The organism is Peribacillus sp. SRI_006, assembly GCF_057586375.1.
The window spans coordinates 89,759-114,895 of the sequence record NZ_JBYCZT010000005.1; the positions used below are offsets into that span (position 1 = coordinate 89,759).

Sequence of the window (25,137 nt, forward strand, 5' to 3'; positions counted from 1 at the left end):
AAATGTATTTAATATTATCTCAACCTTAGAAGATTACATAAAGAGTAAAAAAAATAGAGAAGAGTTCCCAGCAAATTGTTTTGACTAATCATTTTTCATAGAGAAAAAGAAGTGGGTCGATGGAAATGCAAGGGGAGGAAAGCAGGGGAAATGAGTTTGAAGAAAAAACTTATCGTATTGAACACGACAATTATGCTTGGATTAGGAAGCGCTTTTGCCATACCGTCTGTAAAAGCTGAATCTATCACGGATATTCAATCGCAACGTACTGGAATACAATCAGATATTTCAGAGGCAGAACAAGTTATTCAGCAATTGAAAAAAGAACAATCGAAAATGAATGCCCAAATTGCCCAGATCGAATCGGCAATGAAAGAAAATGACCAAAAAATCAAAGATACTAAACAAGAAATTAATGACACCGAAAAAGACATAGAATCTTTAAAGAAAGAAATTAAAGCGTTGGAAGAAAGAATCGCAAAACGCGAGGAAGTCTTGAAAGAGCGCGCACTTTCTTTCCAAGAGAGCGGCGGGGACGTTGAGTACCTGGAAGTTGTTTTAGGTTCTAAAAGCTTTGGTGAATTCGTTAATCGTGTTGGGGCGGTAGCCACTATCGTGGAAGCTGACCAACAGATTCTTAGCGAGCAGGAAGCGGATAAAGCTGACTTAGAGAAAAAACAAGCGACCGTTGAGAAGAAATTGCAAAGCCTTAAGGATATGGAAGTAGAGCTTAAAGGCATGCAATCTCAAATTGAAGATCAAAAAGCTGAAACTGTCAACATGAAGGCTAAGATCGAAAAGAAAGAATCGGAAACAGAAGCGCTTAAACAATCTTTAGAGAATAAAGATGCTGGTCTAGAAGCACAAATAGCTTCCATTCGTGAAAATATCAAAAAAGAGGAAGAACGTAAAGCATCGGAAAAAGCAGATCTTGACCGTGCTGCTGAAGAAGTGAATTCTTCAAATGCTTCCAGTGAAGGATCTTCAAGTTCTTCTAGCGAAGGATCATCGGTTTCTTCTAGCGAAGAATCATCAAGTTCGTCTAAAGGAGAGGCTTCTGTAAAAAGTTCTTCTAAAGCTGAATCATCTTCAAATTCATCTAAAAACAGTTCTGCTGCCAAACCTGCAGCAAGTAAAACCGAAACATCAAGTAAGCCAAGCAGTGCAAATACAGGCTCTGCCATTACAGCAGGTTATAAATATATCGGTAACTCCACATATAAATTTGGTGGCGGAAGAACGGCATCCGATATTGCTAACGGTCTTTTTGATTGCTCAGCATTCGTTGCATGGGCTTATAAACAAGCTGGTGTGAACCTTCCAGCCAGTACGGATGCATTGAAAAATGCGGGACGTCAAGTATCTGATAGTCAAAAACAACCTGGAGATTTAGTATTTTTCAATACCTATAAAACGGATGGGCATGTCGGAATTTATGTCGGCGGCGGCAAATTTATCGGTTCCCAAAGTTCAACAGGTGTTGCGATTGCCAATATGGATAGTGGATATTGGGCAGGTGTATACAACGGCCGTGTCGTTCGTGTAAACTAATAGTTCAATAATAAGCAGGGGAGAAAATGCCCCTGCTTATTTTTTTTGAAAAAAAGTCAAAAAAAATGAAACTTATTTTGAATTTCAACGTAAATACTATAAGATAAAATAAGGATAGGTGATGTGGACTTTCAGTAATCTGGGTAAAGATATAATGAAACAACATTCCATACTATTAAACGGAGGCAAAAAACATGATGAAAAAATTTATGGCTGCATTACTTACAATTACACTAGCATTCTCGCCAGTCGGCACTTATGTATTCCAGGATCATACGGAGTCAGTCGATGCAAGGGGTTACAAGTCCGGAAAAAGAAGCTTTAACAGCAACAACAATAATAATTCGAATTTCCAAAATAAACAAACGAAGAAATCCGATGCCACTACTGCCAATAAAGCCAAGAGTGGAAACACATTCGCAAAAGGCGGCTTAATGAAAGGACTTATGCTAGGAGGATTGGCAGGTTTACTTTTTGGTAGCCTATTTGCAAATATGGGAGCCCTTGGTTCTATACTTGGTCTATTAATCAACGTGATGGCGGTTGTAGTATTAATCGTTGTAATCCGTAAAATATTCACATATTTCAAAGATAAGAAGAAGAAAGAAGATCCAAACCCATGGAGAGGCTAAAGATTTCCGAACAAGAAATCATCAATGCGGTTTGTGTTTACATTGCCCGTAAAAAGCAGGTACAACCTAATGAGGTGGAAGTGGAGTTAATGTATGATGATGATTATGGCTTTTCGGCGGAAGCGTTTGTCGATGGCCGGAAACAAGTGTTAATCACCATCAACTTGATAGAAGCGCTTCGTCTATGGCTGGATGAATATATGAATAAAGATCCATACTCAGGTATTGAACTTGTTTTGGATGATGATGAAGGTATAGTGGCTTTGGTAAGTGAAAGTAATAGATGAGTAAAAAAGGATGCCGTAACGGCATCTTTTTTTTATTTAAAAAGCTACAAGTCGTCAGGGAGAAGGAAAGGGAAAAAAAGAAAATAGAAAAATAGCAAAGTAAATGAAGCAAAATCCTCGATTATATATACTATTTCAAACTTAGAAAGAGTAAGGACGAAATATATTTTCCATTTGTTGCAATAAATGGTCCGTGGAAGTAGGATGGATATATGTTCAAGTCAAAGGAGGAGAAAAAGTGAAAGGGTATATAGAAGATATCACTTTTTTAAATGAAAAGGCCATAAAGTTCGGCAATGAAAAAGTGGAAGCGATCCTTGTACCATCTTTAGGAAGCAATCTGCTTTCATTGAAATACAAGCATAAGGATATTGAGTTGCTGCGAACTCCGGATAGTGTGGAGGAGTATAAAAAAGCTACCATTTTATACGGAATGCCAATCCTGTTTCCTCCTAATCGAATTGAAGATGGTCAATTTACATATAAGGGGACTTCGTATAAGTTTCCAATCAATGAAATGGAAAAATCCAATCATATTCATGGTTTTTTGCATGACATGCCGTGGCAAGTCCGCAAAAAGGAAGTGAACGGGAAAGAAATCGTGATTAATACTGAATTCTCAAGCAGTGATTTTGATCTAAAAGGTAGCTTTCCACAAGATATCACTGTGAATATGTCTTTATCTTTAAGGGATGAAACATTGGAAATACAATTGGAAATCACCAACAAGGGCATTGAACCATTTCCGTGGGGAGCAGGTTATCATACTGTATTCAATTTTCCATTTGGACCAGTGAGTAAATGGGAGGATTGCAGAATATCTCTTCCCGTCAATAAACATTGGGAGTTGAATGAAAGATCATTGCCCACAGGTGCAATACATGAAACGGCCAATACATTGGAAATCCAAAACGGTATTAGCTTGGACGGCCGGCAATTTGATGACTTATTTGGCTATGATAAGGAAAGAAATCCGGAAAACGAGTGCATTCTCACTGATCAAGAGGCTGGCATACAAGTCATCTATCAAGGCGATCAACATTTTAGGTTTTGGGTATTGTTCAATCAGGAGGGGTTCGTTTGTCCTGAACCATATACTTGGGTAACGAATGCTCCTAATTTGGATTTGCCTGCAAAATTGACTGGATTGAGGGAGTTATGCTCAGGGGAAACGGTACAGCTGAAAACCAGATTGATTGTGAAAGAAATATAAAAAACACCTAGGCATTTAAAAATGCCTAGGTGTTTAAGGTTATGCTTTTTTTCTCATCCAGAGTGGGTATAGGACGATTCCGAATACATATAAGGCTATGCCTAGTATGAACGTATTCATATCGGCTGTACCTGTCTTGATGACCCAGATCGAGTAGATTAACGCCAAGATTGTAATAATGCCATCACGTACCCTTGAGCCTTTCATGATGTCATAGGTTTCCCCGGTCATCACAAGTTTCAATTGATACAGAACGGATGCAAGGTACGGGATCAAGTAAGCAAGTGTAGCGACGATCATCGAAAATTTATAAGCCTCCAAAATCGTACCTGAAATAGTGGAGAATAAGAATATCTGTGTCATGATATTTGTTATTGTCATAGAACGGACAGGTGTGCCATTTTTGTTTGCTTTCGCAAAATAGGCCGGGAACAAATCCGATTTCGCTGCCTGGTAAGGAACTTCCGAGGCAACGACAATCCAACCGATCGTCGATCCCAATAAGGAAATGACGGCTAGAGCAGCCATTATATACGTGCCGCTTGAACCAACTACTGCTTGTAGTGCGTCAACAAGCGGTTTTTGTGATATTTTCAACTCGTCTTGTGATATGGCACCCATCGTCAATAAAGTAATGCCGATATAAATGGCAACAGCGATAAGTAAACCAAGAATCGTCGCTTTCTTTACATCATTTTGTGACTTGGCACGGTTTGAAAGCATGACGGCAGCTTCGATACCGATGAAGGCCCATAATGTTGAAATGGCAGCAGCGTTCACTTGATCACCTAGGGAGATTGCAGTTCCCGCCTTATCATAAAATTCAGCTCCGTTTCCTAGATTGGAAGTATCGAAGATGAATATCGTGATAATGATGAAAAATAAGAATCCAAGCACTTTGGTAACTGTAGCAAAAAGATTCATTTTCCCGGCACTGTTAAAACTTCTTACCAAGATTGCCTGAATCCCCCAAAGGGCAACGGAACATACCGCAAACGTTAATGTTTTACCTAGTTCAAGTTGAAACGAACCCGCTGTATAAATCACTTTTGGACTATGCATCACAGGGAAAAACGTTGAAAGGTAACCAGCAAATGAAATGATGACAGAAGCTGTCGCAGCCCAATTCGCAGCCCAATACCCCCAAGCCATGCTATACCCTGAAACCCTTCCTTTAACAGGAGATTTAAATAATGACTGAGCATAACTTTGAGGTCCAGCCTTCAAATCAGGTTTCCGGACTGCCAGGTTACCAAACACCAAAGCTATTAGAAAAACTCCTAGTCCAGTAACGATCCATGCTAATGTGGACCCTAACGGACTGGATACCTGTGCTAATTGAGCAGGGAGCATGAAAATTCCGCCGCCGACCATATTTCCAATTACGAAAGTGGTCAAAATCAATAAACCCCATTTTTTATTTACCATTTATATCGAACCTTTCTTATATACAAAGTGTGTGTTTATACCGACAACTTATACTAAAATAGTATATCTCAAATAGTTTAGTTTGGTAAAGTGGTAAATAAGTAAAATGTAAAAGGCGGACTAATCAGAAAATTTAAACACAGGATTGACAAAAGGATAAAATTGGATTAGAGTAGTAAATACCAAGTTAGTTGGTAAGAATAATGTGGTTTGCCACATTAAATCGTATTTTTCTATATCATTTGCCATTCCCGAATATTGCCGATTAGTCAACTAAAGGCACCCTTACATCTAATCTGTTAGATGGCGGGTGCCTTTTATTTTTTATAGGGAAGGGAGGGAATATGGAGTTCCTATTAACTGGTTATTCTTATACGGAAAGTTAAGTGATGAGGATATGATAGGTAAACCAAGTTCCCAAGAAAACATTGAAAGTGGGAAGCGCACATGTGCTTGTCGTGCGAACCTTTTTTACATTAGGTGAAAACGAAGCTTTATTACCAGTAGTGAAGGGGAGATATTATGGAAAAGAAAGAAGAATTGAAAATCAGGCATATCATTTCAAGCTTGGAGGATCTGCAATATGGATCGGTTTTAATTACCGTACATGATGGTGAAATCACTCAAGTGGATACCACCGAGAAGAAACGATTCCCATTAGTGAAGGGCCGTGCCGTTAAAGCTAGATGAATGACAGGTATTAAGGGAGCCTTCAATATGAAGGCTCCTGTTTGTAGACTTATGGGGTTCGGAATCAGTTTAACTAAAATAACTGGATTAATACTTGGGCTTCCTACCTCTGAATACTTATCTTTCACCAAATCATAAATGAAAGTGAAGTCAATGGAAGCCTGCATTTTACGAACCAAATGGTTCGCCTGCACCAGTTGATCTAAAGTAATCAATTCAAGTTGATCTCGTTGAATAGAATGATGTTTCGAAAGCATCCTCATCACCTCAAGTTTTAATAAATTTATTTTAAAACAAAAAAGATTGTAGGCAAAAGGAGTTCTATCTAAATTTTTAATAGTTGACTGGAGCGGGTGTGCGAGACTCCTGCGGGAATAGCGAGTCCAAGGGAGACCCCACAGGCCAAGTGCGCCGAGGGCGGACCGTCCGCGGAAAGCGAGTGCCTACGTTCCAATCAACGTCCAAATTTGTACAAGCAAAAAAACTGTAGACTTCAAATATGAAGGCTATTTTTTTATACAAAAATTTATTCAATTTGGAATTTCTAATAAGATTGTACTGCTTTTAACATGGTAGAATAAGTTAGGGTATAAGGGAGTTTTTTATAGGGGTTTAAATGATATCTAAGGGAGGAACAGGGAGTAGATGACCTTACAAACTATAGAACATGATATCTTGGCATTAGTTGAAACATTTAATGGGAGAATCGCATATAAAATTGAAAATGGTCTTGGGGACACGATTGGATATCACGAGAATGAATCCTTTCAATCAGCGAGTTTGATCAAAATACCAATGATCATCGAAGGTTATCGTCAAAGTGAACAAAAGAAAATCTATTTGAACCAACCAGTGACCATCCCGCCTAGTGAAGTGACTGGGGGATCTGGGGTCCTGCATGTCTTATCGAATAAGGTATTTTTGACCGTAGAGGATTTACTGACATTGATGATAACTGTTTCCGACAATACATCCACGAATATGATGATGAACCTGTTGGGCTTTGAAGAAATCAATCAATGCATCAAGGAACTTGGTTTGAAAAATACTGTCCTTGAACGGAAAATGCAGGATTTTAAGGCATTAAAAGAAGGGCGCGACAATACCATTTCGGCAGAAGATACGATTACCTGCTTAAAAGCCATACATACAGGCAACTTTTTAACGAAAGAAAGCCGGGAAAAAATATTGCATGTATTTGACAATCAGCAATTAAGGGATAAACTTCCATCTCTGATGGGCAGAGGAGTCAAGGTCGCAAGCAAAACGGGCGGAATTCGGGGAGTTGCCCATGATTGTGCAATCATTCGGTCAGAAACACAAACTGTTTATGCTGCAGTTCTTACTGAAGATATGAAATCAGAGGAAGAAAGCCGTCAAGTAATCAGTAAAATTGGAAAATTGATATATGATGATATGGTCGCAGAATAAACTGTCCGATTGAGAAGAGAGGGAAGTCTTTCATGATTTCCCTCTCTTCGATCTTAGTTATATAGGAGTTAATGGTAATGAAAGTTATATATGATAAGAAACTGAAGCGGGGAAAAAATTTGAAAAAGACGATGAAACTTTTTTGTGTAATATGTGTCATTGCGGTACTTGGGTATTTTGGATTTTTGCACATGAAAATTCAGGAAAGCATTCACCAGCAAATTCCGGAAAATGCCGATTACCTCATGATTCTTGGAGCAAGGGTCAAAGGTTCGGTTCCATCATTATCCTTACAATACCGGATTGATAAAGCTGCAGAATATTTATCGGCGAATAAACATACAGTGGTCATTGTATCTGGCGGCAAAGGACCGGGAGAAGATATATCGGAAGCAAAAGCAATGCAACAGGGGCTAATCGCCCAAGGAATTGAAGAAGCACGCATCATGATGGAAGACAAGTCTACAACAACTCACGAAAATATTGTTTTCTCAAAAGAGCTCATTCCTGATACAGCAACTTTAGGGTTAATTGTTAGCAATGACTTTCATATCTACCGGGCAGTCGAAATAGCAAAAAAAGAAGGCTTGGACATGAAGGGATTGCCGGCAAAGACACCAAAAGTGTCACTGTTGAAATCATATACCCGTGAATATCTGGCAATTACCAAATACTATTTGACCGGGTTGATTGGGAGGTAACATCGAATTCTCCTAAAAGGTGGGGTGCTTTCATTATTCGACTTCAACGACAACATTAGGAACTTGCCAAAAATCTTTCTCTTGATATAGCTCCTTAAGTGTCTTATAAACGGGATAACCGGTATAGGAAATCTCGACTCGATCATCAGCATCCACTTCTTCCACATCTATATCATCAACAAAACCAAGTTGATCATCGATTTCCATTAAATAATACCCGAGTGCCTCATACCCGCTATAGGCTACAATGACCTTACTGTCAAAACCGCTATTAGAAACTTTGTAATATTTCATTGAGTGTCCTCCTTGTTGATAATTCTTTAAGTGAAAATCGTACTGTTTCTTATTACTCTGATATACCCATTAATTACTATCTGAATCATTAAATTGGATAAATAAAGAAAGTAAGAAGGCAAAAAGAATGTGGCCATCTTTAAATTATCACTGGAAAATTTGCTATCTGCGTCAATTCATGTTAATCTAATAAAGAATTGTTTTTGGTTGTGGAAGAGGATACTTGTTATTTTCCAAATGATTAAAAATAGTAATACAATGTGTGTTATGCACTAGGAGGCAACAACAATGGAACAAGGTACAGTTAAATGGTTTAATGCAGAAAAAGGTTTTGGATTTATCGAACGCGAAAACGGAGACGATGTATTCGTACATTTCTCAGCTATCCAAAGCGAAGGCTTCAAATCTTTAGATGAAGGTCAAAAAGTAACTTTCGAAGTTGAGCAAGGTGCACGTGGAGCTCAAGCTGCTAACGTTCAAAAAGCTTAATTTTAAAATTAAATCGTAACCTATATGAACAGACTTCCTCGATGGGAGTCTGTTTTTTATTGTGCTATAAAATGAAAGCAAAAAAAAATCCCACTCTGACTGAGTAGGTTTTTAGTGACTTGTCATTAAGCTTTTTTAAATTCTTCTTCAAAGAAAAAAGTAGTCGGATGTTCTTTAACAGTATAAGAATATCTCTTCATGTTTTTTACATATGCCCATTTATTAATGGTTACTGATTCATTAGTATCCTGAATGGTTACTGTTTCACCAGTATTATACTTATTGCTTTTCAATTTAGCCACCCTCTTTACTAATAGTATAACATATTTGGCGATGAAAGATGTGTTCAACATATTCCAATAATACATTGCGTATAAAAAACAGACTAAGCATATGGCAATGAGCCTAATAATTTTGAATGTTGTATAGAAAAAGTCAATGGGTCATGTTTTAGGATGAACAAGGAGTGGATGTCACAATATGGGATTAAGCGGGGGCAGGCCAAGTTATAGCGAATGAACTTAATCGAAAGCAAGGAGTCGATATTACTATGGGCTTGTCCCCCTTTTTGGGCATGAAAAAACAGCCACATGTTCCCAGGTACTGCAGAAATCACGTGGCTGAAGGTTTTCAAGTGATGGAAGGGGCTTAAAGCGGTTAATTAAAACGCCCAGTCCCCATTACGGAAGACAGGTTCCGAAGATTAAAGAGATAAAAATAGAAAAAGTAGGAAAAACTACTTTTTTGTGATCGCATGTGACCACTGTGTTACCAGAGAAAGTACAGTTATAATAAGCAAGAAGCAATTGGAAAAGAAATAATCTGGTGAGAATCCTCCATATGGTGAGCGGATTGGGGAGCAGAAAGCGGTAGAGCAAATGTATAAAGAAATGGGTTAAGCTTTCGCTAAGCTTGATAATTGGACCGTTTATATGAATACGTCCCATCCAGATTTTGAAAGATTATATGGCAAATTGGCTACGAAAAAACGGAATCTATTTAATAGGTTTATACGAACTGATTACTATCAATTTATTGGCTTATTCAAACGACCTTAAAATTCATATAAAAAAGAAGTTCCATTTATTTTTGGAACTTCTTTTTGTATTAAATGAATGGAAACCTTAAATCACGAACTTTCAGACCGACTTTTTAGTATTATTTATTTCATTACAGGAGCGGTCACATTTTTGGTCACTAAGCTGGTCACAACTCCTTTAATAACGCATGTTTTTGGGTTTCAAAAGCGGTCGCTAAGTTAAATGTCTTGATAACGTCATCTCATTCACAACCCCTAATTACCTAAACCTTCTTACTAATCCGCTCCACAATCTCTATTAAATCATCAGGGCTATGAAATTCAATCGGCGAAAACCTTTATCGAAATGAATTGTATCAGTTTCTATCATTAATATATACTTCCTGTTAATTTCCTTAAATGGAAGCCATCTCCGAAATCAACTAAGAGTCCTTTGACAGATGTACTGCCAAGTTTCATTCGCAGCTCGGCTTCAGATTATTGCTCGACAATCTGGGCAGTGGCTTCGACGACTTGGTGGATTTCAAAGTGTTCCTGGATTTCCTTTTTGTCGCTCGTTTCCTTTTGAATAAGTTGCTAGAGTTTTTATTGAATATTCAGATAATAAATATACCTTTTTTTTGTGTGTATAGCATGACAAAAGAACGAACCATGCTGTCTGAAATTGCATTTAATATATTAACAATGAAAAGAGGTGAATTATATGTCTGATTCTGGTTCTAGATCTGTTGATGTAGTTACGATTCTTTGGGAAAGAGCTACGTTAATACCTTTAGCTCAGCGTACAATTGTACAAGCTACAACGATTGGAAGTGCTGCTCCTTGTGCTAACAATTTAGATCCTGGTGATTCCTACAGAGCTGCTGTACGTTGTTTACTTCGAAATAGATTTGTACAAGTATTGAACCTTGACTTCGGGCGAACCGGAGTTGCCGTGTTCATCCGTTTATTCTAGGATATTAATTGGGGGACAAAGTATTTTTGATTTAAAATACTTTGTCTTTTTTATAAATACACAAAAACCACCAGTCTTTAAGATTGGTGGTTTTATCAATTTTACTAATACAGGAATGTTAAGTAGGAAGCGGAACATTATCTTAGTGAATTTCTAGCTGGAGTTGATCCGATTAAATTACCATTTGATCAATTTATTCAAGATTTGTCGAATCAAATGAAATTGAATGTAGCGGTAGTACATATCAAAACTTATATTAGCTTTAATAAATGTTGTATTAACACTAAACTTGGTAATATAGAATATTTTCAAAGCGGATTGGTTATACAACTATTCAAAATTACGTTATATCAATAGCTGCGTGCTTCCTAGTAAGCAGAAACACGCGGCTGTTGAATAGTGACCATTTCTGTCGACCACTTAAGGTTTTAGACGTTCAAAACCCCTCTATATCAACGCTTTTATTAAAACGCCCAGTCACCATTACGGAAGACAGGTTCTGAAGTGCCGTCCTGTTTGATGCCGTCGATGTTCATTTTCTCAGATCCAATCATGAAATCGACATGTGTAAGGCTTTCATTCAGTCCATTTTCTGCAAGTTCTTCTGGACCCATGTTTTTTCCGCCTTCAATACAGAAAGCATAGGAGCTGCCGATAGCGAGATGGTTTGATGCATTTTCATCAAATAATGTGTTGAAGAATAAAACATTCGATTGGGAAATCGGTGAGTTGAATGGAACTAGCGCGACTTCACCAAGGTAGTGTGAACCTTCATCCGTTTCAACCAATTGCTTTAGGATTTCTTCTCCTTCTTCTGCTTTTACTTCAATGATCCGTCCTTCTTTAAACGTCACGGAAAAATTATTGATGATGTTTCCGCCGTAACTAAGTGGTTTCGTACTGGAAACCGTACCGTTAACGCCTGTTTTCAATGGAACTGTAAACACTTCTTCGGTTGGCATATTAGCCATGAATTCCTGCCCCTGTACGTTAACGCTTCCTGCCCCTACCCATAGATGTTTGTCGGGTAATTCGATTGTCAGGTCGGTTCCGGGAGCCGTATAATGCAATTTTTGGTAATGCTTATCATTTAAATAATCAACCTTTTCATGCAGGGTATCATCGTGTTTTTTCCAGGCTTCCACAGGATCTTTCACATCAACACGAACTGCTTTGAAAATGGCTTCCCATAGGAGGTCAACACGTTTTCCTTCTGCTTCTTCAGGGAATACTTTATCGGCCCAAGCCTTTGAAGGGACGGCAACTATGGACCAGCTCACTTTATCGGATTGCATATACTGACGCCACTTCTTCAGTGCTGTCCCGGATGCTTTTTGGTAGTTGGCAATCCTTTCAGGTTTTACACCTTTTAATAAGTCAGGGCTGGAGGAGATGACGGAAAGATAAGCAGCTCCGTTTTCTGCGAGTTCGATCGTTTCTTCTGCGCGCCACTTTGGATATTCGTGGAACACCTCATCTGGAGCCAATTCATATTTGGTACGTGAAACGATATCGTCATTCCAATTAACGATGACATTGCGCGCACCGTTCTCATATGCCTTTTTTACAATGAGACGCACAAGGTCAGCACCCTCTAATGTTGTGTTTACGACCAAGGTTTGATCTTGTTGGATGTTTACGCCGACTTTTACGGCAAGTTCTGCATATTTTTCTAAATTCGTTTGAAAATCACTCATCATTTAAAACTCCTCTTTTCCATTTTCTACATTTTTAATTGTACTTTTTGTCATATAAAAAAGAAACTTTTTACATCGTTTGTGAAAACTACTCGTATACGAAGGAGTTCATTATAACCGGCAGGGAGCTGCTCCAGCAGCTATTTTGTCTATCTTGCATTTTACCAAAACTAAAGAAGGAAAGACTATTGAAAAGGTTTGAATAGTTGAATAACTTGATGACTTGGTGCAGTGGATCAATGGACTGAAAGAAAGAGGGCCTCTTTGAGACCCTCTTTCTTAATAGTCAGTAAATCATTTACCCAAATTAATCCAGACACTTTTCACTTCAGAATAGTTGTCCAGTGCATAAGATCCCATTTCACGTCCGATTCCGGATTGTTTGTAGCCGCCGAAAGGAGAAGCTGCGTCGAACGCGTTATAACAGTTCACCCATACGGTACCGGCACGGAGTTTTCCTGCAACATAATGGGCATTGGCTATATCGCTTGTCCATAAGCCGGCAGCCAAACCATATTCACTGGCATTTGCACGGTTAATGACATCATCTAAATCCTCGAATGGCATTGCCGCTATGACCGGTCCGAAAATCTCTTCTTTAGCAATCGTCATATCCTCTTCAACACCAGCGAATATAGTAGGAGAAACAAAGTAGCCCTGTTCACCCGGTTTATTTCCGCCGACAAGAACTTCCGCACCCTCGTTTTTCCCTTTTTCAATATAGCCCATTACCCGATTTTGCTGCTCCTCGGAAACAAGCGGCCCAATTTGGGTACTTGGATCTAGGCCTATCCCTTGTTTGATGTTTTTTGCATGGCTAGCCATATCGGCAACAACATTATCATAATGTTTCTTTTGGATATAAACCCTTGAACCGGCACAGCATACCTGGCCTTGGTTAAACATGACCCCATTCAAAGCTCCAGGGATGGCTTTTGAGAAATCCGCATCAGGCAGGATGATGTTTGGCGATTTCCCTCCAAGTTCCAATGTGACCCGTTTCAATGAATATGAAGCGGAACGCATGATCAATTTTCCAACTTCGGTCGAGCCGGTAAATGCGATTTTATTTACTTGCGGGTGGTCGACAAGCGCTTGTCCAGCCGTTTCACCAAAACCGGGAACGATATTGACGACCCCATCAGGGAAACCGGCTTCAGCCAATAATTCAGCCAGGTAAAGAGCGGAAAGCGGTGTTTGCTCAGCGGGCTTTAATATGACCGTACAACCTGTAGCAAGTGCCGCTCCCAGTTTCCACATCGCCATAAGAAGCGGAAAGTTCCATGGGATGATTTGGCCGACAACACCAACAGCCTCGTGTTTCGTGTAGTTAAAGTAATTTCCGCTTACCGGGATGGTCTGTCCAACAATCTTGGTGGACCAGCCAGCAAAATATCTCATATGTTCAATTGCTAAAGGAATGTCGGCATTTGTAGTTTCACTGATTGGTTTCCCATTATCCAACGTTTCCAATTGAGCAAGTTCAGTTTTATTTTCTTCCATTAAATCGGCTAGTTTATACATCAGTCTACTGCGTGCAGCTGCGCTCATTCTTGACCAAGGACCTTCATCGAATGCTTTGCGTGCAGCTTTGACGGCTAAGTCGATATCTTCTTTATCAGCTTCATAAACATCGGCAAGTTTTTGTCCTGTAGCAGGATTAGGAGTGGAGAAGGTTTTTTTTGAAGCACTTTCTACAAACTGACCATTAATATAGAGCTTTTTTGGTCCTGTTAAAAATTTTTGCAGCTTTCCACTTACTTCTAACGTTAGATTTGTCATTAATTACCCTCCTGAATAAAATGTTTATCTTGGGCAAAACATGATGACTTATTGTTAACGCTATGATTGCCAATTTTTATGATAAATGAAAAAAAGGGAATATTCAATCTATAACATTCGACAGAATATCCAAGATTTCTTCATCTATTAAAAAAATGAAGTATTATTTTGTCAAGACATGTGTAATTACTATAGCAAAAATGAAAGTTAATAGTTAAAATGAAAAAGGATAAAATAACAAGAAGGTCTAAAGTTCTTCAGGAGGAATATATGGGAAATAATGCGAAAATGATATCGCAGCGTAAGTTACTTGGTGTTGCGGGTCTTGGATGGATGTTCGATGCACTTGATGTCGGTATGCTTTCTTTCATCATTGTTGCATTAAAGCAGGATTGGAACTTAACCAGTGAGCAGGTTGGCTGGATTGGGAGCATAAACTCCATAGGAATGGCTGTTGGCGCCGTATTCTTTGGTGCGATGGCCGACAGGGTCGGACGAAAGAATGTCTTTATCATTACTTTATTATTGTTTTCGATCGCAAGTGGCCTGTCTGCAGCAGTCAGTACACTCAGCCTGTTCTTGATATTGCGTTTTTTGATTGGAATGGGACTTGGGGGAGAACTTCCGGTTGCCTCGACATTGGTCTCTGAAAGTGTTGAAGCGAGTAAAAGGGGAAGGGTTGTCGTCCTTCTTGAAAGCTTTTGGGCGGTTGGCTGGATTTTGGCAGCACTCATATCCTATTTCATCATACCGGCTTATGGTTGGCGGGTTGCATTATTATTGAGCGCAGCTCCAGCTTTATATGCGCTGTACCTGCGCTTGAAACTGCCGGATTCACCAAAGTATACGGAACTTGAAAAAAAGCAAAGACCATCTGTATTAAGCAATATGAAAAGTGTCTGGAAAAAGGATTACTCCCGTCAGACCCTTGTATTGTGGATTCTATGGTTTTGCGTGGTCTTTTCCTACTATGGGATGTTTTTATGGCTGCCAAGTGTGATGGTCCTTAAAGGCTTCAGCATGATTCAAAGCTTTGAATATGTTTTGAGCATGACGCTCGCACAGCTTCCGGGTTATTTTTCAGCTGCATGGCTGATAGAGAAGATGGGACGTAAATTCGTTTTGATCACATACTTAATTGGGACGGCCGTCAGTGCCTTTTTCTTTGGATCGGCAGAGGGGCTGGCACTGCTGATAGTTTCCGGAATGTTCCTCTCTTTCTTCAACCTGGGGGCATGGGGGGCACTTTATGCGTACACACCTGAACAGTATCCAACATCAGTTCGCGGTACAGGGGCTGGGTTAGCTGCAGGGATCGGGAGGATTGGCGGTGTTCTTGGACCTTTGCTTGTTGGGTATTTAGTTGCTGCAGACACCCCGATTTCTTCGATTTTCACCATTTTTACAATTGCTATTTTAGTGGGGGCAGTTGCCGTGGCTTTTGGGAAGGAAACAAAGAATACCGTTTTGACATAAACAAAGGATGGGGACTGCATGCAGTCCCCATCCTTTTGTTATTTAAAGTCTTTTATGATTTTTAAAAGGGATTCGGAGGCAGTCTTCGGATTATCTGCATTCATGATGGCCGATACGACTGCGGTACCTGATAGTCCGCTATGAGAAAGAGCGGAAATGTTATCGGCAGTGATACCCCCGATGGCTACTGCGGGAATGGATACGCCGCGGCAAATTCCCCCCAAATCCTCAAGTGCCATTAGGGTTGCATCTTGTTTGGTCTTGGTGGGGAAAACGGAACCGACTCCGATATAATCCGCTCCATTTCGTTCGGCTTCGAGTGCTTCTTCAAGAGTGGAGACAGATACACCGACAATCATATCTTCAGGAACCATTTTTTTGACGACAGGCAGTGGAAGGTCTTCTTGCCCAATATGAATTCCGTCCGCTCCAACCGCAAGTGCTATATCCACCCGGTCATTGATGATAAGGGGAATGGAAAGCTCATTCAATAACTGTTTTAATGCAGATGCTTTTTCATAAAAGGAGAGGGAGGAATTGTTTTTCTCTCTAAGTTGTACGATCGAGACTCCTCCTGAAACCGATTGTGCAATGATTTTGGTCAATTCTTCTATTGCTATGGACTCTTCCGTAACTAAATACAGGCTTAAATCAATTTGGGACTTCTTCACTTATTTTCACCTCATGCATCCAGATTTCCTTATCCATTCTTGATATGGCATCGATTAATCGCACACGGAAAGTACCTGTTCCTTCATCCTTTTGAAGGGTTGCGGCTGCTAGTTCCCCTGAAATGCTCATTGTTGAGATACCGGCAATTGCTGCAGAATAGAAATCATCGGTGACTCCGGAAAAAGTTCCGATAAGAGCAGTGGACATGCAACCGGTACCTGTAACATTAGTTAAAAGGAGGTTCCCGTTATCGATGATGGACGTATGTTTTCCATCGCTGACCGCATCCTTAGCTCCGCTGACCACGATGATGCTATTCAATTCATTTGCCGCTCGTGAAGCCAGCTCTGCATTGCTAATCGCAAGTTCCCCCGAATCCACCCCGCGAGTAACGGTATCCCCACCCATCAATGACAGGATTTCACTCGCATTTCCGCGAATGATTTGGAAAGTAACCTTACTTAGGAGCTCTTTGACTTGCTCTGTACGATAGGAGGTGGCACCAACGCCCACCGGGTCCAAAATGACCGGGATGTCCAGGACATTTGCCGTTTTACCGGCAATCTCCATTGCTTCCAAGGCCTTATCATCGATCGTACCGAAATTCAGGACCAATGCATCTGCTAATTTGACCATATCCGCCACTTCTCTTGGGCTCGATGTCATTACTGGTGAACCTCCGATGGCAAGGGTGGCATTTGCACAGTCATTGACCGTAACAAAGTTGGTGATTTGGTGAACGAGTGGTTTCCTTTCTCTTACCTTCATAAATAAATCGGCTGAAGAAACCTTCATAATAAGTCACTCCTTTCTTTTTTTGAATATGAATGAAAATGATGGACAGGTCCATGACCTTTACCGATTGAAAAGCTATTGCGTATCGCTTCGGAAATATAGGTCTTGGCTTGTTCGATCGACACTTGCAATGGCAGTCCATTTGCCAGGTTAGATGTAATGGCGGATGATAGGGTACAGCCCGTACCATGAGTGTTTTTTGTATGAATGCGCTCTCCCTTGATCCAGTGGAAGTCAGTCCCATCATAAAAAAGATCATTTGGATTTCCTGCTGCATGGCCGCCTTTAAGTAAAACGGCTTTGGAACCCATTTCTTGTATCGAAATGCATGCCCTGTAGAAATCTTGTTTCGTCCGAATCGGGAAGCCAGTAAGTACTTCCGCTTCTGGTACATTGGGTGTTACAAGATTTGCAAGCGGAAGCAATTCCATTTTTAAGGCAGAGACGGCCTTTTCGTCGAGCAAATGGTGGCCGCTTTTGGAAATCATGACAGGGTCAAGGATAATGATGGCAGGCATGAAGGTTTTAAGGGACGCAGCGACCGTTTCCACGGTTTCTTTTGATCCAAGCATGCCTATTTTTACTGCATCGACAGGAATATCTTCAAAGATAGCAGCAATTTGATCCGATATGATAGCAGTTTCAATGGGCTGTACAGAACGGACTTCCATTGTGTTTTGGGCGGTTACGGCTGTGATGGCAGACATTCCAAATACACCATGTGCAGAAAATGTTTTTAAATCCGCTTGTATTCCAGCACCGCCCCCTGAATCAGAGCCTGCGATCGTTAATGCTGTTTTCATAAAAAAACCCCTTCATATAAGTATTTTTTAGCAATATTTTAAGTAATATGAAAGCTAAAATCGCACCTGCGAATGAACTGAACATAAAAGCCGGTAAAAAACCAAAAAGAGCAGCTTTTTCTCCCAATAGGAGGGTTGCAAGCGGATAACAGGCCAGGGAACCGAGAAAGCCGGTCCCGATCACTTCCCCTAAACAGGCGAATTTTAAGCTTTGTGTTTTTCGGTAAAGGATGGCGGCCAAAAGTGCACCAATCATGCTGCCGGGAAAGGCGAAAATTGAACCGGTACCAATCATGTTTCTAATGATGGAAACTAAAAAAGCTTGTGTCACCGCATATGCAGGCCCCAATAGAACCGCCGTCAGGACATTTGCCAGATGTTGAATAGGAAAGATTTTTGCAAATCCTGCAGGGATGAAAATAAATGAACTGGTAAGCGTCGTTAAAGCCGTGATCATGGCAGTCAATGTCAGTTTCTTGATAGGGTTCATCCTCATGTCAACCACCTACAGAGGCCAATCCTGCTCATTTTGAACCATGTCCCAGAATAAATATTCATATCGGGAAGTAACCAAAAAGTGCTTTTCTAATCTAAGAAGTTCCTTTTCAGGCATGCCTTCCGTCAATTCTTCCAACAAAGCGATCAGCCACTTGTGTGCTTCCCCGAATTCAGGAGATGAATAGGACCTTATCCAATCTGCGTAGCGATTGTTTTCCAGTGCTGCTCCATTTTGTTCTTTTAATAGCAAACCGATTTCATAATAATCCCAAGCGCAGGGCAGGAGACAGGCGATCAAGTCTGCCAAAGTCCCATGCTGAGCTGCATTTAGCATGTAACCTGTATAGGCTAGAGTGGTTGGAGTAGGTTCTGTATTTTCCAATTCCTTGGAGCTGATCCCGAATTCGGAAGCATAATGCCGATGAATATCCATTTCCACTTGAAGGGTTTCATTTAAAATGCTCGCAAATTTTGCCATGGTTTCGATGTTATGGGCTTTGATGACACCTAAAGCAAAGAGCTTGGAATAATCCATGAGATAGACATAGTCCTGCTTCAGGTAATAGGCAAATTTCTTTTCAGGAAGTGTGCCGTTTCCAATTGCCTGGACAAAGGGATGTGAATGATTCCTTTTCCAAATCTCTTTTGCCCGTGCATGCAGTCTATCACTGAATGTTTCTAATTTTGTATTCTCCATTGTTCATCCTCCTATAGAATGGCTCCCTTTGCCTTTGTTAAATAAAAAACCCCGTTCCTGAATACGGAACGGGGTAGATGGATATAGTCTGTGAAATGGACGATATCATCCACTTCCCTCCGCCGGTATGAGCCGGTTCAGGTTCAAAGGGTCCGGAACTAATTCCATCTCAGTCTTAAAAAAGACTCCCCTAGTGGTGTGAATTGTATGTAATTACTGACATCATATCAGAAAGACAAGAAAATGCAACCCGTATTTGAAAGAGGAATCACTTTATGTCCAGGAAAAAAGGGAGAACCAGGTAATTGACTTTTGAAGATTATTAGGATAGAATCATTTCTACATCATTATATATTGAATTCTTATCCAGAGAGGTGGAGGGACTTGGCCCTATGAAACCTCGGCAGCGGACCCGTTTAGGGAACTGTGCTAAATCCAACAAGCATATGCTTGGAAGATAAGAAGAGCCGAACGGACACTGTCAGCCTCTTCTTAAATTAGAAGGGGCTTTTATTTTTGGGAAATAACGTTTAGTGACATACTAGAAAAGGTATATATTATTTGGTGAAATCAAACAAGTTGATAAAGTTTAGCTAACTAGAAGCAGGCACTAGGACGGAAAGGAGCCATTTACATGGCAGAATTATTTAAGAGGATTGAACAGAGGAAGGCAAAACTCATTGAAGAGCTATTGGCCAATGGAGTATACAAAACCTCTGATGAAAGGCACCTTTATGATGCCCCATTAAAAGTACTTGAAGATGAATATAAAATTGTTATAAATAGACCTAATAACGAGTCACCTTCTGAATGGATGACATAGTAATCGGAATACAATATTTGGATTTTTGGATAAGGGATATGATGTAAGCATTCGCAGTCTACACTAGTGGATGCTTTTTTTGCGTTTTTTAGAAAACGACACAAATTATACATAATTAAATAACAAAATAGGTGTTTTGTCACATTTGACCTATAAAATAACACATTTAATTTCTGGAAAATAGTTGATTTTAACTAGTGATTTCATTATGATAAAAGTGTAAAAATATTGAATAAATGGGAGGTGGCTATGATGCATTGCCGTAAGGTAACTATAGAAAAAGTAGAAGAGAAGAGACAGGAAATGATAAAGTTGGGTGCGATTTACGGCTTAACAAGTCTGCTGACTGTACAAGCCAGCCAAGAATTGGATACGCTATTGAATGCGTTAGCAAGTAAAAGAGATTCTGAATATTTTTCCCTTCAAGAAGCATATAGGTATTTTTAAATTAGCAATTCGACCTGTATTAATCTAAAAAAGCTACTGCTCAAGGCAATAGCTCTAAAGAATTATATTTAAATATCGACACGTTTACCTAGAATGATCAAATCCCGCTCAATGCCATCCATCTCGGCAACTTGAGGTAAATGTGCCCATTCTTCAAACCCGAATTTAGAAAAAAGCTTAAGGCTTGGTGTATTATGGGCGAAAATGAAACCCAATAAAGTCTTAACACCTAATTTTGGACTCAATTCAATTGCCTTTCGAATCGAAATTTGTCCAATTCCTTTTCCCCGGAAATAATCATCAATGTAAATGCTGATTTCGGCAGTGGAATTATATGCCGGTCGGCCATAAAAGGATTGAAAGCTCATCCATCCAGCGGTTTTCCCTTCTATAGTAATGATATATAGCGGTCTACTTTCTGAATGATGTTCCTCAAACCATTTAACCCTCGATTGGACGGATACAGGTTCCGTATCTGCCGTGACCATCCTTGAAGCAATTGTCGAATTATATATTTCAACAATTCTGGGTAGATCAGATAGTTCTGCCTCTCTAAACTCTATGTGTTCTTCCATGATTTAAACTCCTAACTATCATTTATTCAATCTCCAGAATGAAGGGTAATCCCGTTTTTGGTTTTAGGGACGTTGAATGAAACCCAATCCATTGAAAGTTTTATATTATCATACACTTTTTATTCTTTATCTGACAATTCTTTTTTATGTTAGTACTGCAGATTTTTTGGGTATGAAAAAGATTAAATACTTCTAGTAAAAAACAAGAGGAGAACCAAATGAAAAAATTGGCAGGTATATTGATTATCGTACTGTTTATATGTTTTGCTGCATATGAATTTCAGGCCTCGGAGTCGGAAGATGTGCAAAGGGTCATGGCTTTTGGAGATTCATTAACCTATGGAAAAGGGGATAAGGACGGGGAAGGATATATAGATGGCCTTGAAGATGAATTGAATAATCCCCAATCGGAGCAAAAAGTGAGTTTTTGGAATTACGGTATTAAAGGCCAGGAAACGGATGGGGTGATGAAACAGCTAGATGATTACCGAATTAAAACGAAACTTGATGAAGCCGATACTTTCATTGTTTTTATTGGAACGAATGACTTGATCAATAGTAATGGCGGGAACTTGGAGAAAATAAGTGACCGAAAAATCAATGAGGGTAAACGGGAATATATCAACCATCTGAAAAAGATTACATCAACACTGATAGAGGCAAACGATAAAGCGGATATTCTGGTAATAGGACTATATAACCCAATTAAAGACAATCAAAAACTTGAAAAGCACATTCGCGATTATAACGAGTCAATAAAGGGATTAGCCGATAAAGGTGAAAGGATGTTATTCATTCCTACAAATGATCTTTTTGAAGATGAAAAGAAAACAAAGTATTTCAGTGATAAGTTACATCCGAATGAAAAAGGGTATCAGCTCATTGCGAATCGGGTTTTGGAAAGTTATGATTTCAAATGAAGCCAACCATGCACAGAAAGGCTTTCTGTGCATGGTTGCCTGCTAAGTTGCTAGGTATTTGATATCGCTTAGTTGAGGGAACTGTAAGTCATGGAGCTGCTTGTATCGGCCGTCGTTTTGCATTAACTGGTCATGTGTTCCTTTTTCAAGAACCTGCCCTTTTTCCAGAACAATGATTTGATCGGCGTCATGAATGGTCGATAAACGATGTGCAATGACTATTGAAGTCCGTTTTTTCATTAAACGTGACAAGGCTTGCTGGATCAAATGTTCAGATTCTGTATCCAAGGCAGCCGTTGCTTCATCGAGAATGATGATTTGCGGATTTTTCAAAAGTGCCCTGGCAATGGCAATGCGCTGTTTTTGTCCGCCTGAAAGCTTGACTCCGCGCTCTCCGATCTGAGAATCATAACCATCAGGAAAGGCACAGATAAAGTCATGCGCATTTGCCGCTTTGGCGGATTCGATGATTTCATAATCTGTAGCATTAAGTTTGCCATACACGATGTTATCACGAATGGAACCATTGAATAGAATGATATCCTGAGAAACAATTCCCATTTGTCCCCGTAATGACTTCAGTGACACATCTTTGATATTATGTCCATCCATTTTAATCGTTCCATTTTGCGGATCATAAAATCGGATCAGTAAGCTCGTGATGGTCGATTTTCCTGCGCCGGAGGAGCCGACCAAAGCGGTTACTTGACCAGCTTTCATGGTCAGGTTTAGATTGCCGAGAACAGGAACAGTCTCATCATAAGCAAAGTCAACACTTTTAAACTCAATTTTCTTTTTTATGGCATGGAGTTCAATGGCATTTCCCTTGTCACTTATTTCAGGTTGGGTTTCCAATATTTCAGTTATCCGCTCAAAGGCGGCGGCTGATTGCTGGACAATGCTGATTACCCGGCTAAAATTGCGAACGGGACTCTGCAGCAACCTCAAATAGGCAAGAAAGGCCACGATTAATCCTATTGTGAATTCACCTTCCATCACTTGCCAAGCACCGAACACAATGACTGCTACAAGACCGATATTGTTCAATAAATCAATAATCGGCCCGAACATGGAACGCAGCCGAACGGACTTAAGGTTTGCAGTCATATTTTCCTGATTACGCTCCGCAAACCGCCTTGATTCGAATTCTTCATTTGTAAAAGATTGAATGAGCCGCATTCCTGAAATCGAATCCTGTAACTGGTTGCTGACATCTCCTGCGGAACTTTGTACAGACCTAAATGACATCCTGATGCGTTTCCCGAATACCCTTGTGATATAGAACATGAAAGGGAATGTAATAAGAAGGACAATGGTAAGCTTCCAGTTAATGAAAAGCATATATACCGCTACGGCAATGAAGGTCACCGTGTCAGTCAAAACCTGAAGCATGCTCGAAGAGATGAGCTGCTGCAGTAAATTGACATCATTGGTCAACCGCGACATTAAGTCACCAGTCCGGTTTTTATCAAAGAATTTCATATCCAGTGTTTGAATATGTTCATACATGCTATTGCGTATATCCATGATGGCCTTTTGACCGACTTTGGAAACGATATAGCTGTTAAAGTAGTTCAGTATAGCCAATAAGATTGCAGCACAAAGAATTCCTGCACCAATCCAGATCAACGAGTCATATCTTTTTTCGGGAATGATTTTATCAATCGTAAACTGTGTCAATTGGGGGATGGAGAACTCAAGCAATGAAATGAAAAGCATGATACATAGAACCAAAGAGCAAAACTTCCATTTCGACGGGACCCGATTGAACATTTGTTTAAGCATCAACCATATGCTTCCTTTTGAGGGTATTGCATGTATTGCACTGCGCCCTTTGTGGCTGAATGGAATATGTCCTCCACTCATAACGATCACTCCTATTTTACTGTCCTAGATGATTTTTGCCTTTATGACTATCATAGGGCTTTTCGAAAAATAGACAACTTTTAATCGGTTCGTTTTGTCAAAAAAGAATTATTATTTTACACTTTCCTATAGGACATGGAATAATTAAAGGAGATTAGCGAGGCTGATAAGAGGAGATGCTAAAATGAATGAAAATGAAAAAATCAGGGGAGAACTTTTAAATGCGGTCAACGGACTATCGGATGAACAGCTGAACGCCCAATCTGAAACAGGAAGATGGAGCATTATCCAGGTTTTGGATCATTTATATTTAATGGAGAGGGCCATAACAAAGAGCATTTCCGATAAATTGAAAAGCGACGAAAGCATTCCTGCTGTGGATAAACCGATAGAACTTACGTTAAATCGTAAAATGAAGGTCCAGGCCCCGCCATTTGTCACTCCGTCGGAATCATACCAAACTTTGAGTGAAGTTAAGGAGAAGTTGTCCGAATCCCGAAAAGCTTTTGTACATGTCGTTGACCATGCAAAGGAAATTGATCTCGAACAAAAGTCTTTTCCGCATCCTTTGTTCAAAGATTTAAGCCTGAAGCAATGGATTCCGTTCGTGGGACTGCATGAAAAGCGGCATTTATTGCAAATTAAAGAATTAAAAGCAAAGTTATAATAGAAGAAAAACTCATCCGTCTCTGGTTGAGTTTTTCATTTTCAGATAGATATTTTCGTAAAGGAAGGATTTTTTAAGTGAAAGCCACTTGGATAAGGACATGTTTGGTATTGGGCTTTTTCGGATTGCTGCTGTGGCTATTGTTCAAGTATATGCTTCCGCCTGATCTAGACGAAATCGAACTGACTGACGAGCTGAATCCGATCGTAGCCGAAAAAAAAGACGAGCTCATTCAACTGGCTAAGGACAAAGGCATCCCGGTAATCATTACGGCCGGATTCCGGTCTTTAGCCGAGCAAAATGAACTCTATGAAAAGGGCCGATCAGACCCGGGCAACATCGTAACGAATGCAAGAGGTGGCGAGTCGCTGCATAATTTCGGTTTGGCGATAGATTTTGCCCTCATTAACAAACAAGGCGAGGCCATTTGGGATATGAGTTATGACGGTAACGATAATGGAAAGTCAGACTGGATGGAAGTCGTAACAATCGCTAAAGGGTTAGGTTTCGATTGGGGAGGGGATTGGGCAGGGTTCAAGGATTATCCGCATTTACAAATGACATTTGGCTTAAGCCTGCGTGAGCTGCAGCAAGGCAAGCAGCCAAAAGGGCAGTGAAAGTGGTTGGCTTCATCATAAGCCGCATAATTTTGACTAAAAGCAGGAAAATAAGCATGTGAATTGCTTTACAGGTAAGAATTCGATAAAGT

Annotated in this window: 27 protein-coding genes, 2 pseudogenes and 2 riboswitches; of the genes and pseudogenes, 16 read left to right on the plus strand and 13 right to left on the minus strand. The window is 39.9% G+C overall.

The features are described from left to right. Positions 1-156 precede the first annotated feature (156 nt). The 4 genes from AC2YHV_RS08355 (at position 157) to AC2YHV_RS08370 (ending at position 3,683) form a co-directional block, all read left to right on the plus strand. Positions 157-1,551 carry a C40 family peptidase gene (locus tag AC2YHV_RS08355; RefSeq protein WP_487373023.1) on the plus strand — a complete coding sequence of 465 codons (1,395 nt, stop codon included), beginning with the start codon at positions 157-159 and terminating at the stop codon, positions 1,549-1,551. A gap of 197 nt (positions 1,552-1,748) precedes the next feature. Further along, positions 1,749-2,183 (plus strand): hypothetical protein, encoded by a 435-nt coding sequence (locus AC2YHV_RS08360; protein WP_063577813.1) that lies wholly within the window; start codon positions 1,749-1,751, stop codon positions 2,181-2,183. Further along, a complete protein-coding gene (locus AC2YHV_RS08365; protein ID WP_487373024.1) occupies positions 2,171-2,470 on the plus strand; it encodes a YxcD family protein in 300 nt (99 codons plus the stop codon). Before AC2YHV_RS08360 ends, AC2YHV_RS08365 begins: the two co-directional genes overlap by 13 nt. A 238-nt stretch (positions 2,471-2,708) precedes the next feature. Next, positions 2,709-3,683 (plus strand): aldose 1-epimerase, encoded by a 975-nt coding sequence (locus AC2YHV_RS08370; protein WP_487373025.1) that lies wholly within the window; start codon positions 2,709-2,711, stop codon positions 3,681-3,683. A gap of 39 nt (positions 3,684-3,722) precedes the next feature. Here the strand turns inward: AC2YHV_RS08370 and AC2YHV_RS08375 are convergent, their stop codons facing one another. Beyond that, complete coding sequence (locus tag AC2YHV_RS08375; RefSeq protein ID WP_487373026.1) at positions 3,723-5,111, minus strand: amino acid permease; 1,389 nt, start codon at positions 5,109-5,111, stop codon at positions 3,723-3,725. Positions 5,112-5,633: 522 nt separating this feature from the next. On the opposite strand from AC2YHV_RS08375, the gene AC2YHV_RS08380 reads away from it, so the two are divergent. Beyond that, on the plus strand, positions 5,634-5,801 hold the full coding sequence (locus AC2YHV_RS08380) for a YezD family protein (protein ID WP_065311211.1): 168 nt from the start codon (positions 5,634-5,636) through the stop codon (positions 5,799-5,801). A 65-nt stretch (positions 5,802-5,866) separates the two neighbouring features. Here the strand turns inward: AC2YHV_RS08380 and AC2YHV_RS08385 are convergent. Beyond that, positions 5,867-6,058 (minus strand): annotated as a pseudogene (locus tag AC2YHV_RS08385) (transposase); the annotation flags it as partial. A gap of 388 nt (positions 6,059-6,446) precedes the next feature. Here AC2YHV_RS08385 and AC2YHV_RS08390 point away from each other — a divergent pair. Both AC2YHV_RS08390 and AC2YHV_RS08395 read left to right on the plus strand, forming a co-directional pair. Then, a complete protein-coding gene (locus tag AC2YHV_RS08390; RefSeq protein ID WP_048687307.1) occupies positions 6,447-7,232 on the plus strand; it encodes a serine hydrolase in 786 nt (261 codons plus the stop codon). 77 nt (positions 7,233-7,309) lie between these two features. Beyond that, the gene (locus AC2YHV_RS08395) at positions 7,310-7,933 is read left to right on the plus strand and encodes a YdcF family protein (RefSeq protein WP_487373027.1); all 624 of its coding nucleotides are present in this window, start codon (positions 7,310-7,312) and stop codon (positions 7,931-7,933) included. A 33-nt stretch (positions 7,934-7,966) separates the two neighbouring features. Here the strand turns inward: AC2YHV_RS08395 and AC2YHV_RS08400 are convergent, their stop codons facing one another. Next, complete coding sequence (locus AC2YHV_RS08400; protein WP_048687304.1) at positions 7,967-8,227, minus strand: hypothetical protein; 261 nt, start codon at positions 8,225-8,227, stop codon at positions 7,967-7,969. A gap of 288 nt (positions 8,228-8,515) precedes the next feature. Between AC2YHV_RS08400 and cspC the strand changes: the two genes are divergently transcribed. After that, positions 8,516-8,716 carry a cold shock protein CspC gene (gene cspC / locus AC2YHV_RS08405; RefSeq protein ID WP_034314312.1) on the plus strand — a complete coding sequence of 67 codons (201 nt, stop codon included), beginning with the start codon at positions 8,516-8,518 and terminating at the stop codon, positions 8,714-8,716. 125 nt (positions 8,717-8,841) lie between these two features. On the opposite strand, the gene AC2YHV_RS08410 is transcribed toward cspC, so the two are convergent. After that, the gene (locus tag AC2YHV_RS08410) at positions 8,842-9,009 is read right to left on the minus strand and encodes a hypothetical protein (RefSeq protein WP_164468809.1); all 168 of its coding nucleotides are present in this window, start codon (positions 9,007-9,009) and stop codon (positions 8,842-8,844) included. 537 nt (positions 9,010-9,546) lie between these two features. Here AC2YHV_RS08410 and AC2YHV_RS08415 point away from each other — a divergent pair. Further along, positions 9,547-9,774: pseudogene (locus AC2YHV_RS08415) on the plus strand (class I SAM-dependent RNA methyltransferase); the annotation flags it as partial. A gap of 684 nt (positions 9,775-10,458) precedes the next feature. Beyond that, entirely contained in the window at positions 10,459-10,710 is a 252-nt protein-coding gene (locus AC2YHV_RS08420) for a hypothetical protein (RefSeq protein ID WP_057278949.1), read from the plus strand. 464 nt (positions 10,711-11,174) lie between these two features. Here the strand turns inward: AC2YHV_RS08420 and AC2YHV_RS08425 are convergent, their stop codons facing one another. Further along, entirely contained in the window at positions 11,175-12,407 is a 1,233-nt protein-coding gene (locus tag AC2YHV_RS08425; protein ID WP_487373028.1) for an aminopeptidase, read from the minus strand. A gap of 294 nt (positions 12,408-12,701) precedes the next feature. Next, on the minus strand, positions 12,702-14,189 hold the full coding sequence (locus AC2YHV_RS08430; RefSeq protein ID WP_034314306.1) for an aldehyde dehydrogenase family protein: 1,488 nt from the start codon (positions 14,187-14,189) through the stop codon (positions 12,702-12,704). Positions 14,190-14,459: 270 nt separating this feature from the next. Here AC2YHV_RS08430 and AC2YHV_RS08435 point away from each other — a divergent pair, with 270 nt between their 5' ends. After that, positions 14,460-15,665 carry an MFS transporter gene (locus tag AC2YHV_RS08435; protein ID WP_487373029.1) on the plus strand — a complete coding sequence of 402 codons (1,206 nt, stop codon included), beginning with the start codon at positions 14,460-14,462 and terminating at the stop codon, positions 15,663-15,665. Positions 15,666-15,703: 38 nt separating this feature from the next. Here AC2YHV_RS08435 and thiE read toward each other — a convergent pair whose 3' ends face one another. The 5 genes from thiE to tenA are packed head-to-tail and all read right to left on the minus strand — an operon-like array spanning position 15,704 to position 19,130. Beyond that, positions 15,704-16,336: a thiamine phosphate synthase gene (gene thiE, locus AC2YHV_RS08440; RefSeq protein WP_487373030.1), complete on the minus strand. Its 633-nt coding sequence runs from the start codon at positions 16,334-16,336 to the stop codon at positions 15,704-15,706. Further along, positions 16,317-17,132 carry a hydroxyethylthiazole kinase gene (gene thiM, locus AC2YHV_RS08445; RefSeq protein ID WP_487373031.1) on the minus strand — a complete coding sequence of 272 codons (816 nt, stop codon included), beginning with the start codon at positions 17,130-17,132 and terminating at the stop codon, positions 16,317-16,319. The genes thiE and thiM overlap by 20 nt, the downstream gene beginning before the upstream one ends. Further along, positions 17,129-17,935, minus strand: a complete 807-nt coding sequence (thiD, locus tag AC2YHV_RS08450) for a bifunctional hydroxymethylpyrimidine kinase/phosphomethylpyrimidine kinase (RefSeq protein WP_145504938.1) — start codon at positions 17,933-17,935, stop codon at positions 17,129-17,131. Before thiD ends, thiM begins: the two co-directional genes overlap by 4 nt. Then, positions 17,904-18,425: an energy coupling factor transporter S component ThiW gene (gene thiW, locus AC2YHV_RS08455; protein ID WP_063577812.1), complete on the minus strand. Its 522-nt coding sequence runs from the start codon at positions 18,423-18,425 to the stop codon at positions 17,904-17,906. Before thiW ends, thiD begins: the two co-directional genes overlap by 32 nt. A gap of 15 nt (positions 18,426-18,440) precedes the next feature. Continuing rightward, positions 18,441-19,130, minus strand: a complete 690-nt coding sequence (gene tenA / locus AC2YHV_RS08460) for a thiaminase II (protein WP_054397083.1) — start codon at positions 19,128-19,130, stop codon at positions 18,441-18,443. A gap of 97 nt (positions 19,131-19,227) precedes the next feature. Then, positions 19,228-19,332, minus strand: a riboswitch (TPP riboswitch). 157 nt (positions 19,333-19,489) lie between these two features. Continuing rightward, positions 19,490-19,594, plus strand: a riboswitch (SAM riboswitch). A 170-nt stretch (positions 19,595-19,764) separates the two neighbouring features. On the opposite strand from tenA, the gene AC2YHV_RS08465 reads away from it, so the two are divergent. Continuing rightward, a complete protein-coding gene (locus AC2YHV_RS08465) occupies positions 19,765-19,953 on the plus strand; it encodes a Fur-regulated basic protein FbpA (RefSeq protein ID WP_034314291.1) in 189 nt (62 codons plus the stop codon). 249 nt (positions 19,954-20,202) lie between these two features. Continuing rightward, entirely contained in the window at positions 20,203-20,400 is a 198-nt protein-coding gene (locus AC2YHV_RS08470; protein ID WP_098864399.1) for an aspartyl-phosphate phosphatase Spo0E family protein, read from the plus strand. 68 nt (positions 20,401-20,468) lie between these two features. On the opposite strand, the gene AC2YHV_RS08475 is transcribed toward AC2YHV_RS08470, so the two are convergent. Continuing rightward, positions 20,469-20,975, minus strand: coding sequence for a GNAT family N-acetyltransferase (locus AC2YHV_RS08475; RefSeq protein ID WP_034314287.1), 507 nt, complete (start codon positions 20,973-20,975; stop codon positions 20,469-20,471). 218 nt (positions 20,976-21,193) lie between these two features. On the opposite strand from AC2YHV_RS08475, the gene AC2YHV_RS08480 reads away from it, so the two are divergent. After that, entirely contained in the window at positions 21,194-21,895 is a 702-nt protein-coding gene (locus AC2YHV_RS08480; protein ID WP_239860583.1) for a DUF459 domain-containing protein, read from the plus strand. A 42-nt stretch (positions 21,896-21,937) separates the two neighbouring features. Here AC2YHV_RS08480 and AC2YHV_RS08485 read toward each other — a convergent pair whose 3' ends face one another. Then, complete coding sequence (locus tag AC2YHV_RS08485) at positions 21,938-23,761, minus strand: ABC transporter ATP-binding protein (RefSeq protein WP_187050676.1); 1,824 nt, start codon at positions 23,759-23,761, stop codon at positions 21,938-21,940. A 184-nt stretch (positions 23,762-23,945) separates the two neighbouring features. Here AC2YHV_RS08485 and AC2YHV_RS08490 point away from each other — a divergent pair, with 184 nt between their 5' ends. After that, positions 23,946-24,428, plus strand: coding sequence for a DinB family protein (locus tag AC2YHV_RS08490; protein WP_487373032.1), 483 nt, complete (start codon positions 23,946-23,948; stop codon positions 24,426-24,428). A gap of 152 nt (positions 24,429-24,580) precedes the next feature. Beyond that, a complete protein-coding gene (locus AC2YHV_RS08495) occupies positions 24,581-25,045 on the plus strand; it encodes a M15 family metallopeptidase (protein ID WP_187050808.1) in 465 nt (154 codons plus the stop codon). Positions 25,046-25,137 lie beyond the last annotated feature (92 nt).